Source organism: Microcoleus sp. EPA2, from assembly GCA_020882975.1.
Classification (GTDB): Bacteria; Cyanobacteriota; Cyanobacteriia; order Cyanobacteriales; family Microcoleaceae; genus Microcoleus.
In genome coordinates, this window is record JAHRFD010000039.1 from 23,354 (window position 1) to 40,108 (window position 16,755).

General features: G+C 44.9%; 7 protein-coding genes. 1 reads left to right on the forward strand and 6 read right to left on the reverse strand.

Features of this window, described 5'->3' with window-relative positions; genetic code table 11:
- Positions 1-65 precede the first annotated feature (65 nt).
- The 6 genes from AAFP14_RS23720 to AAFP14_RS23745 all read right to left on the reverse strand — a co-directional run bounded on the left by AAFP14_RS23720 (position 66) and on the right by AAFP14_RS23745 (position 15,975).
- Entirely contained in the window at positions 66-5,900 is a 5,835-nt protein-coding gene (locus tag AAFP14_RS23720; protein ID WP_341734649.1) for an AAA family ATPase, read from the reverse strand.
- A 570-nt stretch (positions 5,901-6,470) separates the two neighbouring features.
- A complete protein-coding gene (locus AAFP14_RS23725) occupies positions 6,471-8,240 on the reverse strand; it encodes an adenylate/guanylate cyclase domain-containing protein (protein ID WP_341734650.1) in 1,770 nt (589 codons plus the stop codon).
- Positions 8,237-8,635: a response regulator gene (locus AAFP14_RS23730; RefSeq protein WP_341734651.1), complete on the reverse strand. Its 399-nt coding sequence runs from the start codon at positions 8,633-8,635 to the stop codon at positions 8,237-8,239. Before AAFP14_RS23730 ends, AAFP14_RS23725 begins: the two co-directional genes overlap by 4 nt.
- A gap of 375 nt (positions 8,636-9,010) precedes the next feature.
- Entirely contained in the window at positions 9,011-9,889 is an 879-nt protein-coding gene (locus AAFP14_RS23735; protein WP_472851084.1) for a ribonuclease HII, read from the reverse strand.
- A 6-nt stretch (positions 9,890-9,895) separates the two neighbouring features.
- A complete protein-coding gene (rne, locus tag AAFP14_RS23740) occupies positions 9,896-12,190 on the reverse strand; it encodes a ribonuclease E (RefSeq protein WP_341734652.1) in 2,295 nt (764 codons plus the stop codon).
- A 1,061-nt stretch (positions 12,191-13,251) separates the two neighbouring features.
- A complete protein-coding gene (locus tag AAFP14_RS23745) occupies positions 13,252-15,975 on the reverse strand; it encodes a TIGR03960 family B12-binding radical SAM protein (RefSeq protein WP_341734653.1) in 2,724 nt (907 codons plus the stop codon).
- Positions 15,976-16,365: 390 nt separating this feature from the next.
- Between AAFP14_RS23745 and AAFP14_RS23750 the strand changes: the two genes are divergently transcribed.
- Positions 16,366-16,560, forward strand: coding sequence for a hypothetical protein (locus AAFP14_RS23750; protein WP_340525455.1), 195 nt, complete (start codon positions 16,366-16,368; stop codon positions 16,558-16,560).
- The last annotated feature ends 195 nt before the right edge of the window (positions 16,561-16,755 follow it).

The window sequence follows — 16,755 nt, forward strand, 5'->3', positions numbered from 1 at the left end:
CCTTATTAAGGGGGGTTAGGGGGGATCTATACTCGACTACAAGTACAAGTGACATTTATTATGGGCTAGCTATTTATCGGTAAAGAGACAGTAAAAGTAGTTTGGCCGGGCATCGATTCAAATTCAATTATACCTCCATGTTTTTCTACAATTTTCCTAACGATATCCAGCCCTAAACCACTACCTTCTCCTGGTGGTTTAGTAGTAAAGAAAGGCTGAAAAATTTTCGGCTTAACCTCTTCGGGAATACCCGAACCACTATCAGTGATACTCACCAGTATAGAGCCATTTTCCTCCCTAGCCTCAATCGTCAAAGTTCCTCGGTTATTCATAGCTTGCAAGCCGTTATGAATTAAATTAGTCCAAACTTGATTTAATTCATCAAAGTAGCAGCAGATTTGGGGCAAATCTTGATAATTACGAATTACTTCTATTCCCTGTTTAAGTTGGTTTTGATACAGGGTTAAAACCGCTTCAACTCCCTCAATAATATTCGCTTCAATAGTTTCTCCAGTTTGGTTGAATCGGGCATAGGTTTTGAGTGCAAACACAATTTTAGTGGCTCTTTCAGAAGCAATTTTAATGTCTCGTGTACTTTCTTGCAAACCGACAAACTGGCGCACGGTTTTGAGAAAGTTGTCACACTCCGCATCTTGGAATATGGAGATAAAAGGCTCCAGGCGATCGCAAATTCCCAAATCTAGAAGCAGATTCGCCGCAGTATCAGCCTCAGCAATGCCTTGAGCTTGTAGTTGGCTGACAATAGCTTTCCTCAATTGGCGGCGTTCTCTGCCCGATACAATGGTAGTATTTTGTTGCGATCGCTCCAACATCTCGATAAATTGCTGTTGGCGTTGTAGCGATAGTGATTGAAAAAATGAGGGTAATTGATTGAGATTTTGACTCAAAAAATCGCTCATATAACCCACGGAGGAACAGATTGCTCCCAAAGGTGTATTGATTTCATGAGCAACTCCCGCCACCAGTTGTCCCAAGGCAGCCATCTTTTCCGATTGAATCAGTTCGTCTTGGGTAGATTGGAGAGTATTTAAAGCCTGTGAAAGTTCTTGGGTACGTTCCTCTACTTTAGTTTCTAAATTAGCATAGAGTTGGGCATTTTCAATCGAAATTGCTGCTTGAGAGGCTAAGATATTTAAGACTGCGAGGCGATCGTCCGTAAAAGCATTAGTCACCAGATTATTTTCCAGGTACAGAATTGCGATCGCTTTTCCTTGATGTTGAATCGGTAGACACAATACTGATTTTGGTTGATGCTGGATGATATAAGAGTCAGCAGCAAAGGTAGCCTCTGTAGTGGCATCATTTATTACCAGAGTTTCTTGGGTGCGCCAGACATAGTTAATAATGGCGATCGGAATTTCGTTAGAATCAACAACTTGAGTTGAGCTTAGGTTGCAAGATTTACCAATAGCACATTGAGCGGCCAGCAAGAATAAATCTCCTTTTATCAAAATCAGCGCTCCTGTTTCGGCTCCCGCATTCTCTATCATCACTTGCATCAAAGTGGAGAGCAACTTATCGATATTTATTTCGCCTGAGAGTGATTGAGATGCTTTGATTACGGTTGCCAAATCCAGGATTTGTGAAACACCTGAACTTGTACCTGTAACAGTTCCACTCATTGTTTGAGCAATTGTCTCGCCTGTCTTTAAGGTCATTTTCTGATTTAAAATCGGCGCAAGTAATTGAGGATAACGTTTTTCTAAATCCTCAACTTTTGCCTTGGCTCCCCAGCGTGCATAGGCGTAGTAAGCATCCGTTAGGTAGACTTGAGCAATTTTCTCTTTGTCCCAGGTTAGATAGAATTTGGCGGCGAGTTCGTTAGCTAGGGCTTCTTCATTGATGTACTCGTTTTCTTGGGCGAGTTTAATAGCGCGATCGTAATTATCAATTGCCTCGATATGTTGACCTAAAACTCGATATCGTTCAGCCTCTACTAAATACAATTTATGCAAATAATTCATGGGAGCATTTTGCGCCCACTGATGCAGAGTAGTTTGATGGGTTTCCACTAAGGCAAGAATTTCAGTTTGCTCAATTGCTGACTCTGTGGGCAAAAGTGCTAGGTGGGTGAGGGCGGCATAGAAATGGAAAATGGGAACAAAAGTCGATCCCGATACTCCCATCACACACTGTTTAATTTGGGTAATGTTGTCTAGGGCAGCCGTGTAGTTTCCATAGCAGTAAGCAAGCAGCAGTTTGAAGATGCAGGCACAGGCGATCGCCGTGAATTCATTGTCCTGATAATGCTTGGGAATCATCACAGTTTCATCATAGGCTTCCCCGATTAAGCAATCCGAGTGAATACGGGTTTCCCTCAAGTTCTGCACCGTCTGCTGAATCATATCCAAATAAATTTGAGCAGAATATTGTTTCAACTGCGCCATCACACCCCTGTAACCTGCTATTTCTGCTTCCCAAGTATCTAGTTCTACCCCAGCGAATAAATGGGTATAAAAATAAATGTATATGTTATAGCCAGCGTCTACAAAATCGCCAGTTTCCATGCCAGCCGTAAAGCCATCTTTCAGTGTCGGTAATGTTGCTAAAAGAGATTCTTTACGATGTTGAATCCAGCCCCCAAACAAAAGTAGAACTGTGGACTTCAATTCCCGTACATTTAACCGATCGAGCAAGTTCAGCCCCAATTGCCCATAGCCATAGCCCGTTTCCACTTCTTGAAAAAAGGCACACAACACCATCCCGTGCATCGCATACCCCACCGTCGATGCGGGTGCATTCCCAAATTGGAGCGATAAACTCACCATCGTCGAGCTAAGTAGGGGCAGTAAACCGGGCATTCCCTGGAAAACGGGTGGAAACAACATACCAGACAGTTGCATAGCTGCGTGAGTCTGTGGATTTCTCATCACAGGTAGGTCAATTAGTTCCTCAATCTTTCTGTCGCCGAGGTAGCCTGCAAGGGCTTGTAGCGCTTTGCCGATCGAGGCTTCATCAGGTGTGGTAGGGAGTTCAATTCCCAATTGTAAGAGTGCGTCTCTGGCGACTGCGATCGTTTCTAACACCTTGATCTGGGCTGTCTGAGCAGCAATTTTTATTTCGTAAATTTTAACTCGCTCTAAAATTGTTTGGGCGTGTTGCAAAACCTGTGCTGCTAGGGTATCCATACCATCAAAGTCAGCATTCAAATAGGCAGCTTCAGCAGCAGCAACATAGAGATTCAGGGTCAATTCATACTGATTCTGCCAGCAGTTAGCCCTCAAGAGTTCAATCCCTGTTTGGAGATACATATTTGCCGCAGCATAAGCAGTTGAAGTTAAAGCTTTACGTCCGGCAATTAAATTTAATTGAGCTAGTTGATCTCGCTCAGGCTGATATTCAATTAACTCCAGCCCGATATTCAACTGGTTGACAATATCAAAAATTTTTTCTTCTCTTTCTGCTTCCGTAGGGGCGGTGCCACCGTGCCCGCCCTTGTGCAACAATAGTTGACCAATTTCGAGATGGGTGGACTGTTTCTGGGATTCGGGAATCAGAAAATATGCTGCTTGCTGCACTCGGTCATGTAAAAACTTGTAAGGAACCGATAACTCCGACGCTTGTCCAACTTCAACTGATTCCGAGTCGCCAAAAAACTTGTAAACTTCACTAATCGGAATAACCAACCCTTCTTGCAACGCTTTCCACAAATCAGCAGAGGTTTCAATCTGAGATTTTTGATGAACAATTGCCAGAGTTGCTAAGTCAAATTGATTACCAATACAAGCTGCAAGTTTCAGGACGTCCTGGGTATTTATAGGCAGTTTTTGCAACTGAATTGCCATAAACTCGACCACATCATCGGTCAAAGCTAGCGTCCTAACTTGGGCAATATCGCATTTCCAACCCCCCCTTGCCCCCCCTTGGTAAGGGGGGGTTGGCAAGCTTGCCCCCCCTTGGTAAGGGGGAGTTGGCAAGCTTGCCCCCCCTTGGTAAGGGGGAGTTGGCAAGCTTGCCCCCCCTTGATAAGGGGGGGTTGGCAAGCTTGCCCCCCCTTGATAAGGGGGGGTTGGCAAGCTTGACCCCCCTTGATAAGGGGGGGTTGGCAAGCTTGCCCCCCCTTGATAAGGGGGGGTTGGGGGGGTATAATCAAATACTATTAATCCATCAACCTGCAAAGATTTAAGAAATTGAGTAGCAAAGAAAGGATTGCCTTGAGTTTTGCCGAAAACCAGTTCTGTTAGAGGCATTGCCCTTTCGGGTGAACAAATCATGGTATCAGCAATCAGGCGATTCAGGGAATTTTTGTCTAAAGGTGCTAACGTAATTTGGTTAACTGTTGCCGAGTATGAGCGAATCTCATCCAATGTCAGCATCAGTGGATGGGCTGGAAAAACTTCATTGTCCCGATACGCTCCCATTAACAACAGATAGTTGGTATCTTTTTCACTCATTAATAATTGTATTAGCTTCAATGAAGCTGAGTCTGCCCACTGCAAATCATCCAAGAAAATTACTAAAGGATGCTCTTTTGTGGCAAACACTCGGATGAAGTTTTGAAATAATAGATTGAAGCGATTTTTAGCAGCAGTCCCCTCTAGTTCTGACACTTTTTTCTGCTTGCCAATTAGGTGTTCTAATTCAGGAATGACATCAATAATGACCTGACCGTTTTCACCCAAAGCCTCAAATACTTTAACTTTCCATTTCTGCACCTGGGCAGGACTTTCAGTGAGTAATTGCCGCATTAAATTCTGGAATGCTTGCACCCATGCAGAAAAGGGAATATCGCGCTTGAATTGGTCAAATTTTCCTTTAATGAAATAACCCCTTTGGCGGACAATGGGTTTGTGCACTTCATTCACTACAGCGGTTTTACCAATGCCAGAAAAGCCAGCAACTAGCATAATTTCTCTACTGCCTTCGCTTACGCGATCGAAGGCATCTAATAAAGCTTTAACTTCAATTTCTCTGCCGTATAGTTTTTCGGGAATCACGAAGCGATCGCAAATATCCCAATTTCCCAATCCAAACTGGCTAATAGTCCCATTCTCTTGCCATTGCTGCCAGCATTTTTCTAAGTCATAGCGCAGTCCCGTAGCACTTTGATAGCGTAATTCTGGAGTTTTTGCCATCAATTTGAGAATCAGATTATTCACCATCACCGACATATTTTGAACCATTTCCATTGGCGGAATTGGCATCTTGGCAATATGACAGTGAACCAGTTCCATGGGTTCGGTAGAATTAAATGGTAATTGCCCTGTTAGTAGTTGGTAAAAAGTAACTCCCAGCGAGTAAAAATCGGTGCGGTAATCGATACCTCGATTCATTCGTCCCGTCTGTTCTGGGGACATATAAGCTAGGGTTCCTTCTAAGACTTTGGGATTTTGGATTTCTTGGTTTTCTCTAGGTAGCAGTGAGGAAATGCTGAAGTCAATTAATTTAACTTCTTTAGTTTTAGGGTTAATTAAAATATTCTGGGGCTTGATGTCTTTGTGAATAATTCGGTTGTGATATAGTGCTTCTAGGGTTTGGACAACCTGAAGCGCGATCGGCCAAAACTCATCTAGCGGTAGGGGCGAAGTCTGGGGCGAGGTGTCAGAGTTACTTGATTGGATATTATCCAATGGCTTGGCATTAGCAGTATACTCAGCCAGGGAAACACCACCAACATCCTCCATTACCAGAGCAAAAGCATTGCGGTAGTTTAAGAGTGCAATCGGTTTGACAATTCCGGGAAGGTCAAGATTTTTGGTAATGGTGTACTGATTCCGAAACTGCACGAGTTCGCTAAAAGTTGGATACTCTGTTTTGAGCAGTTTGATAATCACTTTTTGGTTGGACTCAGAAACACCTCGATAAACCTGTGTTCTAGATCCATTATAGATTTCTTCGATGATGTGATAACCTGGAATTATTAACAAATTATTAGTCATGGTGAAGAAGTTAAATAAAGATTATATAGATGCTACCGGATGCTGAAAACACTCGATTTGACCAGATACTTACTGCACTACGTGCATTTTTAAGCTGAAATTCTTGATTGTGCCAATTTTAGACGATCGCCTGGAAGTTAGCTAGCCTATTCATGGTAATTTGAAGATTTTCGACTCAGGTTAATTGACAGTAGCTAAATAGTCGATCGCCTTTAAGTATACCAAGCGCCAAGGCTGTTAATGTGATTTGTTCCTTCCTTCCTGAGCGGAGTCGAAGGGAGAAAGGAACAAAACGGATTGGCGATTGCTATATTCCATTTAGACAAAATTTATTCTCAAACATATCACATTTCTAGTTTCTTGTCAAATCATCGCCGAACAGCCTGGGAAACTATAGGAATATTTTGATTAAATCACCAATCGGAGCGATCGTGTAACCAACAACCAACAACAAATAACCAATAACCAACAACCAACAACAAATAACCAATAACCAACAACAAATAACCAATAACCAACAACAAATAACCAATAACCAACAACAAATAACCAATAACCAATAACCAATAACTAACCACATCTTCCCAGATAAATCTGAGCCACTATGTCGCCAGGATTGTGCTGCAAACACTCAGTAAAAAGTAAACCCGCCCCACTAAAGTTTTTCATATCATACAAAAACAAAGCCTCACTAAATACTTGCATAGTAGCTAACTTGCCAGCTTTAATTTCCGGCAAGTCCGCATCAAAAACTTCATAAACAGTAACCATTTCCGACTTTCCTTTTACCTGAACTCGATCGATTTTGCGGATTGCATAATCAGCAGGATTTTTCAAAGACTGGAAAGTCGGATCGGTAATCAACAACGACACCCCATACTTTTTCGTCAAACTTTCAATCCTAGAAGCCAAATTAACCGCATCACTAATCACAGTACCATCCATCCGGCTAGGCCCGCCAACGATACCCAGCATCAAAGAACCAGTATTAATCCCCACCCCAATCTTAATGGGTATATAGCCAGCAGAAGCGCGCTCTTGATTGTATTCAACCAAGGCGTGTAGCATGGCTATTCCCGCACGAACAGCATCATCAGCACCCTCGCTAAACAGTGCCATAATTGCATCGCCAATATATTTATCAATAAACCCCCGATTTTCAACAATTAGCGGTTCCATATGACTCAAATAAGAATTTATAAATTTGAAATTCTCTTCTGGTGTCATCTGTTCCGAAAGAGTAGTGAATTCGCGGATGTCAGAAAATAACACGGACATTTCTAACTCTATCGCGTCTCCCAATTTAATATCAACAATACTTTCACATCCCAAAAAACCTAAAAACTGATTGGGTACAAATCGACTTGTAGCCTCAGTGATTTCTAATTCTGCCTCCAGTGCAATTTCCAAATTGCAATTGACTTCAAAGAGTTCCTCAATGAATTTTTTCCGTTCTGCTTCAGCTTGTTTGCGTTCCGTGATATCTTGAAGAGTATTGATCGCATAGACAATTTTGCCATCCCGATCGTAAATTGGGGTAGCCTGAATTTCTAGGGGAATAATTTGGTCCCCCTGTCGGATTTCTAAATCATCAGCCACGGAAGTTTCCCCCCTCAATGCCCGGATGATGGGTAAGTTTTCGACAGGGCAATGTTCAAGAGTACCCCCTCGATAAAGTTGATAAACCTCTGACAATTTTTCCGCAGGCATATCCGATACAACTCCTTTACCAAATATCTCTTTTGCCTTCCGATTGATATAGTAAACTTTGCCATCAGTATCAAGTACACCCACACCCACTGGCATTGCTTCCAAAAACTGTGTTAAGCGATTTTCGTTTTCATGTAGTTTAGTAATCAGTACCGCTTGCTGGCTGTTTAATGTTGCCAACTCTTGATTCATGCGCTGGAGTTCTGCATTTTGTTCTGTAAGTTGTTTGTCTTTAAAATAGCTATTTATCGCTTCTTTAACTGTCAATTTTAAATCTTCTGCTTGCCAAGGCTTACTGATATAACGATATAAATTGGCATGATTAATCGCATTGCTTATCGCTTCAACCTCCGCTTGTCCTGTGAGCATAATTTTGATAGTTTTGGGCGAAATGATGTGTACGCGCCTTAATAGCTCATCTCCCCTCATTTCCGGCATCATCTGGTCGGAAATAATTAGAATAACTTCTGAACCCTCTTCTCGCAATTCTTCTATTAATTCTAATGCTTCCTCTCCTCCTTCAGCTATTTCGATTATATAATCGTTATCGACGGCCTCTCGCAATTCTGCTTTGAGCCCCCTGAGTATAGTTATCTCATCATCGACGCAAATTATTACCTTTTGGTTCATAGCTTATGGGATAAAGCAGATTTAATAGTTTCCCGTAACTCTGCTTCAAACCAAGGTTTAGATAAGCATTTATGAAGATTTGCCTGTTGTTGAGCGCGAGCGATTGCTGATTGGTCAACTTGACCTGTCAGCATTATTTTGACAATATGAGGAAATTTTTCATGAATACGAATCAACAACTCATCTCCCTTCATACCGGGCATTAACCAATCGGAAATAATCATAACGACGCTGACTTCATCGTCATTGAGCTCGCTAATTAACTCCAAAGCTTCTTCGGCATCTTCCGCCCCTTCATAGCTGTACGCATCGCCAAATTCTGCGGCTAGCTGCGTCCTCAGACTGTCCAACATGATTCTCTCGTCGTCAACACACAAAATCACTGGTTTAGACATCTATTTTTGCTCCTTTGTCATTAGTCGATCAATTCGAGATTAGAGATTGGTATCATCAGTCGCGATCGATCGCAGCTAGTTGCGATAGACAACCCTGGGGATTTTCAGATTAGTATCCACTTGTGAAACCATCAAAACCGGAAACTCTGGAAATCCCTCCTGTCACCCGTTGGATTAACCAAAAGGCGATCGCAGGATGTGAGATGAAAATTATCGCTTAATTTAAAACCTCAAATCTCACATCATTGGTATAAAAACGTGAAACGTAGTTTTGTCAGGAATAGATTTAACTTCAATTTCCCCCTGATGTTTGTTAATAATCTTGCTGATTTTTAGTAGTATAAATTTGTACTTTAAGTTTATAAGTTTTGTCTATTATCTACACGGGCTAAAAGATTTTCGGTGAAAAGCCGATCGCCCGTAACGTTCCAACCCCAATTTATGTTTAGCAGTACCATATCCCTTATTGTTTGTCAAGTCATATTCAGGATACTTAACAGCCAAACGCAAAATTAATTCATCGCGCCAAACTTTCGCCACAATACTAGCAGCAGCAATCTGAATCGATCGCGAATCACCCTTCACCATTGTCTCTTGGGCGATCGCCAAATTGGGAATCCTTTGATTTCCGTCCACCAAACACAAATCAGGAGTAACATTCAGCTTCACAATGGCGCGTTTCATCGCCAACAAAGAAGCCTGCAAAATATTCAAACGGTCAATTTCAGTAACCGAAGCCACACCAATTTGACAATCCACAGCCACAGCCCGGATTTTGACAGCTAGCCGACTCCTGGCGGAGGCACTCAACTGCTTACTATCTCGCACCCCACAATTGACCAACTCATCCAAAAGCTCGATCGGCAAAATGCAAGCCGCCGCCACCACAGGCCCGAACAAAGCCCCTCGCCCGACTTCATCCACACCTGCAACGAGCTGGGGAGAGGAAGAGGGGCACAGGGGGGTACGAGTCAGGGCTGTTTCATTCTCACCAAAAAAAGGGTTTTGTAGGGGTAGCGCCCCCGTGTCTACCCCTGCCACCAACGATCCAATGCGCGTTTGGGGCTGACCGGGCCGGCACGGGGGCACGGCCCCTACAGAGAATGAAACCGCCCTGGGGGTACGAGTAGAGGGAGGGACGGGGAGATGGAAAGAGGGGAAGAGAGTAAAAATTTCTACTGCTTCTGTCTTCCGTCTGCCGTTTTCCGTCTGCGGTTTTCCGTCTGCGGTTTTCCGTCTTCCTTCTTCCTTCATATTTCGCTATTCATCCAAAACAGCAGAGGAACGGCGACGGCGACGGCGATTGATAGCGGGTTCCTCCGGTTCTTCGGATGGAATTGGTTGCTCCGATGGCATTGGTTGCTCCGATGGCATTAGTTCCTCCGATGGCATTAGTTCGATCATCGCCTCATCGCTCATTTCCGATATTTCAGACATGGACGACATCGACGACATTAACTCAAAATCATCAGTGTCGTCCATCGGACTTTCATCGTAAATTTCCGTCTGAGCATCCTCAGAAAATACAGGAGAAAATACAGACTCAACTACAGGCATCTCGGCATAATAATCCCGTTCCTCCACATCCGATCCTTGCGCCGTCGGTGTAAATTCAAGTTCCAACTGCTCAAAGGGCGGCTTAGTTGGGGCTTCTCCCGGCATGGTCACCGAAACGATCGCATTCTTAGGATTTTTCAGACTGCGATTAGTCAGCACCAAAGGAGAAACCCCCATGACAGCATAAACATCCTGTTCCTCAGCCGTCATTTCCACCGTAATCACTTCAGGAGGCTCCACCATCGGCTTCATCAACTCCGACTTAGTGGGACGCACCCGCTCGAAATCTTCGCGCCTGGAAGCCGTCATATTCACCAATCCAAAACCCTCGGAAGCAGGGCGAATGCCTGGGGGTGGAAGATATTCCGCTCTCGGCTCTGCAATGGGAGCGCTAGAAGTATTGGGAAGTCGCAACTTGCTGCGTACTGGTTCCTCTTCCACCGGCAGTCCAAAAGCTTCTTCCCCAATCCGGCGACGACGGCGGCGGCGAGTACCGTTCCCCAAGTCTTGATAACTGGGATGGTTGAGTAAATCCAAAGAAGCAACATTACTACCAGCCTCAAAATCCAAGCTTTCATTCAGAGGTTCCCAAGCAGCCCGCTGGGGTTCGGCTAAACGTTCTTCCCGCACCGATGTGGGACTGGCAGCAGCTACAGGGGCCAAGCTACGGCGCTCCAATCCTTCCGGTAAATTTAACAACACGCGGTTGGATGTCGCCACAGTGCGATCGCCCGATTCCCGTGCCGCTGGGGCCATTTCCTCTTCGCCGGGGAGTTGCACCAAATGACCCAACCCGTTGCAAGTAGGACAACTGTGGCCGAACAATTCATAAATATTTTGACCTTGGCGCTTGCGAGTCAGTTCTACCAGTCCCAATTCTGAAAGTTGGGCGATTTGTGGTCGAGCTTTGTCAGCCCGGAGAGCTTTATTGAAATGTTCGAGCACCTGCAACTGATCGCGGCGGGACTCCATGTCAATAAAATCAACAATAATTACCCCGGCAATATTCCGCAAGCGCAGTTGTCTGGCGATTTCTGTAGCAGCTTCGCAATTGGTCCAGAGTACCGTTTCTCGCGCCGTAGCCGATCGAGTAAAGGAACCAGAGTTGACATCTATCACCGTTAATGCTTCTGTCGGCTCAATAATCACATAACCGCCTGAAGGCAAATCTACCCTTGGTCTGAGGGCTTCTCTAATAGCAGCATTCACCCGGAAAAATTCTAAAATCGAGGCGCGCTCTCGATGATGGTCGATCAAAACTCCCGCAGGCAGTTTGCCACCGTTCCAGCTCATCAACTGCTGCTTGACTCGCTTAATCCCATTTTGCGAGTCCACCACAATCCGATTCACATCACCACTAAACATATCCCGCAGCACCCGCTGGATAAAATCGTCATCGCGGTTGAGGAGTGCCGGTGCCCGCGTCGTACCGCCTTCTATTTGAACGGCTTCCCACTGTTTTTGTAGCACTTCCAAGTCTTCCATGATGGCTTCTTCAGTCTGGCCTTCAGCTTCGGTGCGTACCAAAAGTCCCATCCCGGCTGGTTTGACCAAAATAGCCAGGGCTCGGAGGCGGTTGCGCTCGGCTTCGGACTTGATCCGCCGGGAGAGATTGACTCCCCGTCCGTAGGGCATCAGCACCAAATAGCGACCAGGCAGAGTAATGTTGCCCGTGAGTCGGGGGCCTTTACTGCCCGTGGGTTCTTTCATTACCTGTACCAGAACTTTTTGTTGGGGAGTCAAAAGTTCTGTAATTGCTCCAGCCGATCGCTTGAGTCGCAGCGGGCCGAGGTCTGTGACGTGCATAAACCCGTTGCGTTCTGGGTCGCCGATATTCACGAAAGCGGCATCTATCCCAGGTAATACATTTTCGACAATGCCTAAGTAAATATCACTAACTTGGTGGCTGCCTGTGGCTACCACGAGTTCTTGGATTTGGTCTTCTGAAAAGACGGCGGCAATACGATGCTGCTCTGCTATAACTATCTGCTTAGTCATTCAATTTCCTCGAAAAAATTGTCAGCAAGTTCCAGACACCTACGCTGAATAGTGCCTTTAACTTTGATTTTAATTAGTAGTAACTTCAAGAGTTATTAGCTGTGATTTATTGCAGGATGGAAGGACTGTTAAATGTTGACTATTAACTGTTGACTGTTGACCGTTACAGATAAAGTGCTTAAATCCACCCGTACAGAGTTATGAGTTATGCTTCGCAGACTGAGCTGGAAGATAGAAATAAGGACGCTTTTAGCGAGTTGTAAATATTACACATCTCCCAAAAACGCTGTCAATGGCAGGCTGGATGCCTACCCCACAATAATTACGGGAGAGGTCTATTGAATTTTGATTTGTGAATTACGAATTCTTTCACTCAAAATTCAACCCTTGCAACTGTTAATTGGAACTCAGCGAATCAATTCAGTGACACCGTACCAATTTCTTAACACACAACTCTACACAAAAAACTGATAACTCCAGGAAGTGGTGGTTCAGGGCTGGTTTTGAGGGAAATTATGTAGGAGTGAAAGCGTAAGGACTTTTGTTGAATACTTGTGCGATCGGCGGATTGCACTCAACTGAATTCAGCTTGCCATTCGACTGCGATTTCCGTCAACTACCAAGCCTCAAACCTGGTCAAAAACATCTATTTTTGAGTAGTCTGTAAACCAATAGTCAAATGCGGACAATTAGGTTTACTTTGCAGGTGTGACCCTGACAGGCTCAACTACGATCGCCTCTATCCCATCGCTCAACGCATTTGGGACTGCTTTTACCTGAAATACTCACAGACTGGCTTAAAACATGAAATTTTTGAGTAAGCCGGCGATCGACTGAATCGATAAATTTATCTTTGAGCAAGCTCCTGCGAGTTTGATGCTAGATTTAGCCAAGGATTTACAAAAAGGCTTGAAGTCTTGAACAGAAGCAGTTTGCACCCAGCCCGCGTTGCTGGTTGACTCAACGGCGATGGACTAATCGCCATCTAACCGTCCTGACTTCCATAACAAGCAATTATAGCTTGATACCCGGTAGAATACTCCACCTTCGACTTTTCTATTCTAACCATAATTCAGGATTAGCTGACTGCGTTGGATATGCAGAAGCTGAATTTCCTGGTGGCTGACTTGTTCGAGCATCCACACCAGATGTTCTGGCTTTAGTACATTACCATCACTGCGACAGCTACCCCGATAGCGCAAGATGGCTTTAGCTTGGGAGTTAGGACTGTCGGCAGATTGATTATCTACCAGTTCTAGTTCCTGTAGTCGATCGCGCAAATTGACTTGCTGCGTCTTACCCGACTTGGTAGTGTGTTCCCGCCAAAAATCCTCAGCTTGGACGATCGCCTCTACCCAAGCTTGCCACTGGTCACTAGCAGCGACACAGACAGGCGTCAAATTCTCTGGGTTTGATGCGTCATTTTTTGCCACCGCACCAGCTACAGCCACAGTAATCAGGTATTCCGCAGCTTCTAACAACTGATTGGCAGAAGGAGCCTTAAGATCGATCGCCTCAACCTTGTAAACAGGAATATTTGGCGGTAGATGTGCCACCAATTTTGCCCGAAACTCCTGGGCGTCCATCAACTCAGTGAGTTCAAAATCCACAATTTCCCCTGTGCTACTAACACCAAGAGGCAGGGCATTTGCCAGAGAAATGCGAGGATTGGGATGAAAACCGCCGGTAAAAGAAATCGGTAAATCGGCTTTACGGAATACGCGATCGAACAATCGTACCAAATCCAAATGACCAACCAAAGCCATATCGCCCACCTTGCCAAACCACACCCGAAAGCGCTGTTTTCGCTCTTGATTCGGCACAAACTCCCCTGCAAAGGGAGGAATTGGCAGAGGTTCTACCACAATATTGTGTCCAAAGTCAGTGCCACAAACCCCACAGTGAGAACAGCCTTCAAAGGAACAATCGGGGACTGTTGCGGCTGCCAAAGCCTTCTGCAAATCAAGTTTTAGCCAATTTTTGTCAATTCCCGTATCCAGATGATCCCAAGGTAAGGGTTGATCTAGGAGGTGGGTTCCTAATTCATTCCCGCCTTGGAGTGTGCCTTCTGATTTCCCCCCTTGGGGGGGGCTGGGGGGGGTTACTTCCTTCTGTGCAAACAAATTCCATTCACCGCTTTCGACTTGGCGATATTTCCAGGTAAGATCGGATTGGGCGATCGCCACAGTCCAGGCCTTGTAAGCTTTATCCAAGCTTTCCCACCACGCATCCATACCTGCACCGAGTTCCCAAGCGCGACGGACGACAGCAGCCAAACGTCGATCGCCTCTGCCAACAAAATCCTCCATTGCCGAAATGCGCACATCGGTGAAATTCACCTTAACACCCCTCATTCCCCGAAACTCTTCCCTCAGTAATTTTTGCTTGCGGGCAAATTCTGTAGTAGAAACCGAGTGCCACTGAAAAGGAGTATGGGGCTTGGGCGTAAAGTTAGAAATTGTCAAATTGAAATTCAGTCGGCGTCGGCCATCGATCCGACATTCCCTACTCAGCCAACGGACTGTTTCAGCGATGCCCAGAACATCAAAATCTGTTTCTCCAGGCAAACCGATCATAAAATACAGCTTGATTTTATCCCAACCGCGATCGACTGCCGTTTTCACACCCCTGAGCAATTCTTCATTAGTCAAACCCTTGTTCACAATATCCCGCATCCGCTGCGTACCAGCTTCCGGCGCAAAAGTCAACCCACCCTGGCGAGTACCGCCTAGAATATCAGCAATATTGTCATCAAATCGATCGACCCGCTGGCTGGGTAGAGACAGAGAAATATTTTTATCTTTCAGGCGATTTTTGATTTCCATACCGACTGCTGGGAGTGCCAGATAGTCGGAACAACTGAGAGAAAGCAGGGAAAATTCGCTTTGCCCGGTGGCTTTCATGCCCTTTTCGATCGCCTCTACGACTTGTTGAGGTTCCACATCTCGCGCGGGGCGAGTCAACATTCCCGGTTGACAAAAGCGGCAACCGCGAGTACAACCACGGCGGATTTCTACTGTCAGTCGATCGTGTACTGTCTGGACGTAGGGAACCAGGCCGATCGAATAAGCTGGAATGGGAGTCGCCACCCGGCGTAAGATTCGTGGCGGAACTTCCGGGCGATTGGGATGGACTGAACCATCAGGGGCCATGTCGTAGAATTGCGGCACATAAACGCCGGGAATTTGTGCCAAATCTAGCAACAACGCTTCTCGACTCAAACCATTAGTTTTGCCTTCGGCCAAAATCAAGCCAATTTCCGGCAACAATTCTTCGCCATCACCCAAAGCAAAAAAGTCAAAAAAGTCAGCGTAGGGTTCAGGATTGGAAGTTGCCGTTTGGCCCCCGGCAAAAATTAGGGGGAATTGAGAACTTGTCGCTCTTTCTTGCCAAGTTAGGGGAATGCCTGCCAAATCCAGCATTTCCAGAATATTTGTGGCTCCGAGTTCGTAACTGAGGCTAAAGCCCAGGATATCAAATTCGGTGAGCGATCGCCTTGATTCCACTGCAAACAGGGGAGTTTGAGTCGATCGCAGTTTGGCTGCTAAATCTGGTGCCGGCAAATAAGCGCGATCGCACAACTGCCTCGGCCCGGCGTTCAAGATATTGTAAAGAATGATGTGTCCGAGATTGGAAGCACCAACTTCATACACTTCTGGATAAGTCAGCACCCATCGGACAGTTGCTGCATCCCAAGGCTGGCGTACAGCCCCCAACTCGTTACCTAAATAACGAGCAGGTTGATTAATTTCTGATGTAAGTAATTCTTCGACTGTTACTGTCACGGCTGGACTCGCTAATAGTTGCGACTCTTAAGTAGCCTACCTCAAAAGGTGTCAATCCGCCAACCCAATTAGATTCGACATTGGAGATTACAGATGGGAAACTGCCACCCCACGGCTTAATCTAGATTAAGTTTTTTGTTAATTTAAATTTCTGCACAATTTCCGCATTATAGTATGCTAGGATACTATTTATTATAAATGCCAGACAATTTAGCCTCAATTTTACTAATTTTAAAATAGGGATTACCATAACAACCAGCCCCAGAACGACACTCTGGGATAATCAGAGCCAGAAAGTAATTGAAATCACTGGTGGGTTCTGATTTAGATCACCTCGGAGATATACAATTTAGATCAATATATAAAATATACTGAGTTCTCCGATCTACTATGCAAGCAACTCATGCTATTCGTAAACTTGTAGAAAAAGCCCTCAATATTAAGCGTCTGACACCTGATATTGAAAATGAAATCAACTACGAACTAACTCGTTTGGGCTACATCTCGGATATTGATTACGAAGCTTTAGAGTTATTAATGAATGAAATGGATGAAGGGCGGGTGCAATTGGTATCTAGCTTTTGACCAAAAGAATGGGTACAAGCCCCGTGCTTCTAGGACGGCTTTAATTTCTTGCTGATTCTATCAGAGAGTTATCAAAAAATTGGGTTGAAAACCCCGTCCTTAAGGACGGCTTTAATTCTTTGGTAGATTTTACCGAGCCTGTTAGAATGGAATAGTAAAACAAAGGACAAAGAATGAAAGCAAGATTCCAATACA

What these genes read in the sequence shown, in the direction of transcription:
- AAFP14_RS23730 (WP_341734651.1), bottom strand. Translation starts at nt 8,635, where the DNA reads ATGTCTAAACCAGTGATTTTGTGTGTTGACGACGAGAGAATCATGTTG.
- rne (WP_341734652.1), bottom strand. Translation starts at nt 12,190, where the DNA reads ATGACTAAGCAGATAGTTATAGCAGAGCAGCATCGTATTGCCGCCGTC.
- AAFP14_RS23735 (WP_472851084.1), bottom strand. Translation starts at nt 9,889, where the DNA reads ATGAAGGAAGAAGGAAGACGGAAAACCGCAGACGGAAAACCGCAGACG.
- AAFP14_RS23720 (WP_341734649.1), bottom strand. Translation starts at nt 5,900, where the DNA reads ATGACTAATAATTTGTTAATAATTCCAGGTTATCACATCATCGAAGAA.
- AAFP14_RS23750 (WP_340525455.1), top strand. Translation starts at nt 16,366, where the DNA reads ATGCAAGCAACTCATGCTATTCGTAAACTTGTAGAAAAAGCCCTCAAT.
- AAFP14_RS23725 (WP_341734650.1), bottom strand. Translation starts at nt 8,240, where the DNA reads ATGAACCAAAAGGTAATAATTTGCGTCGATGATGAGATAACTATACTC.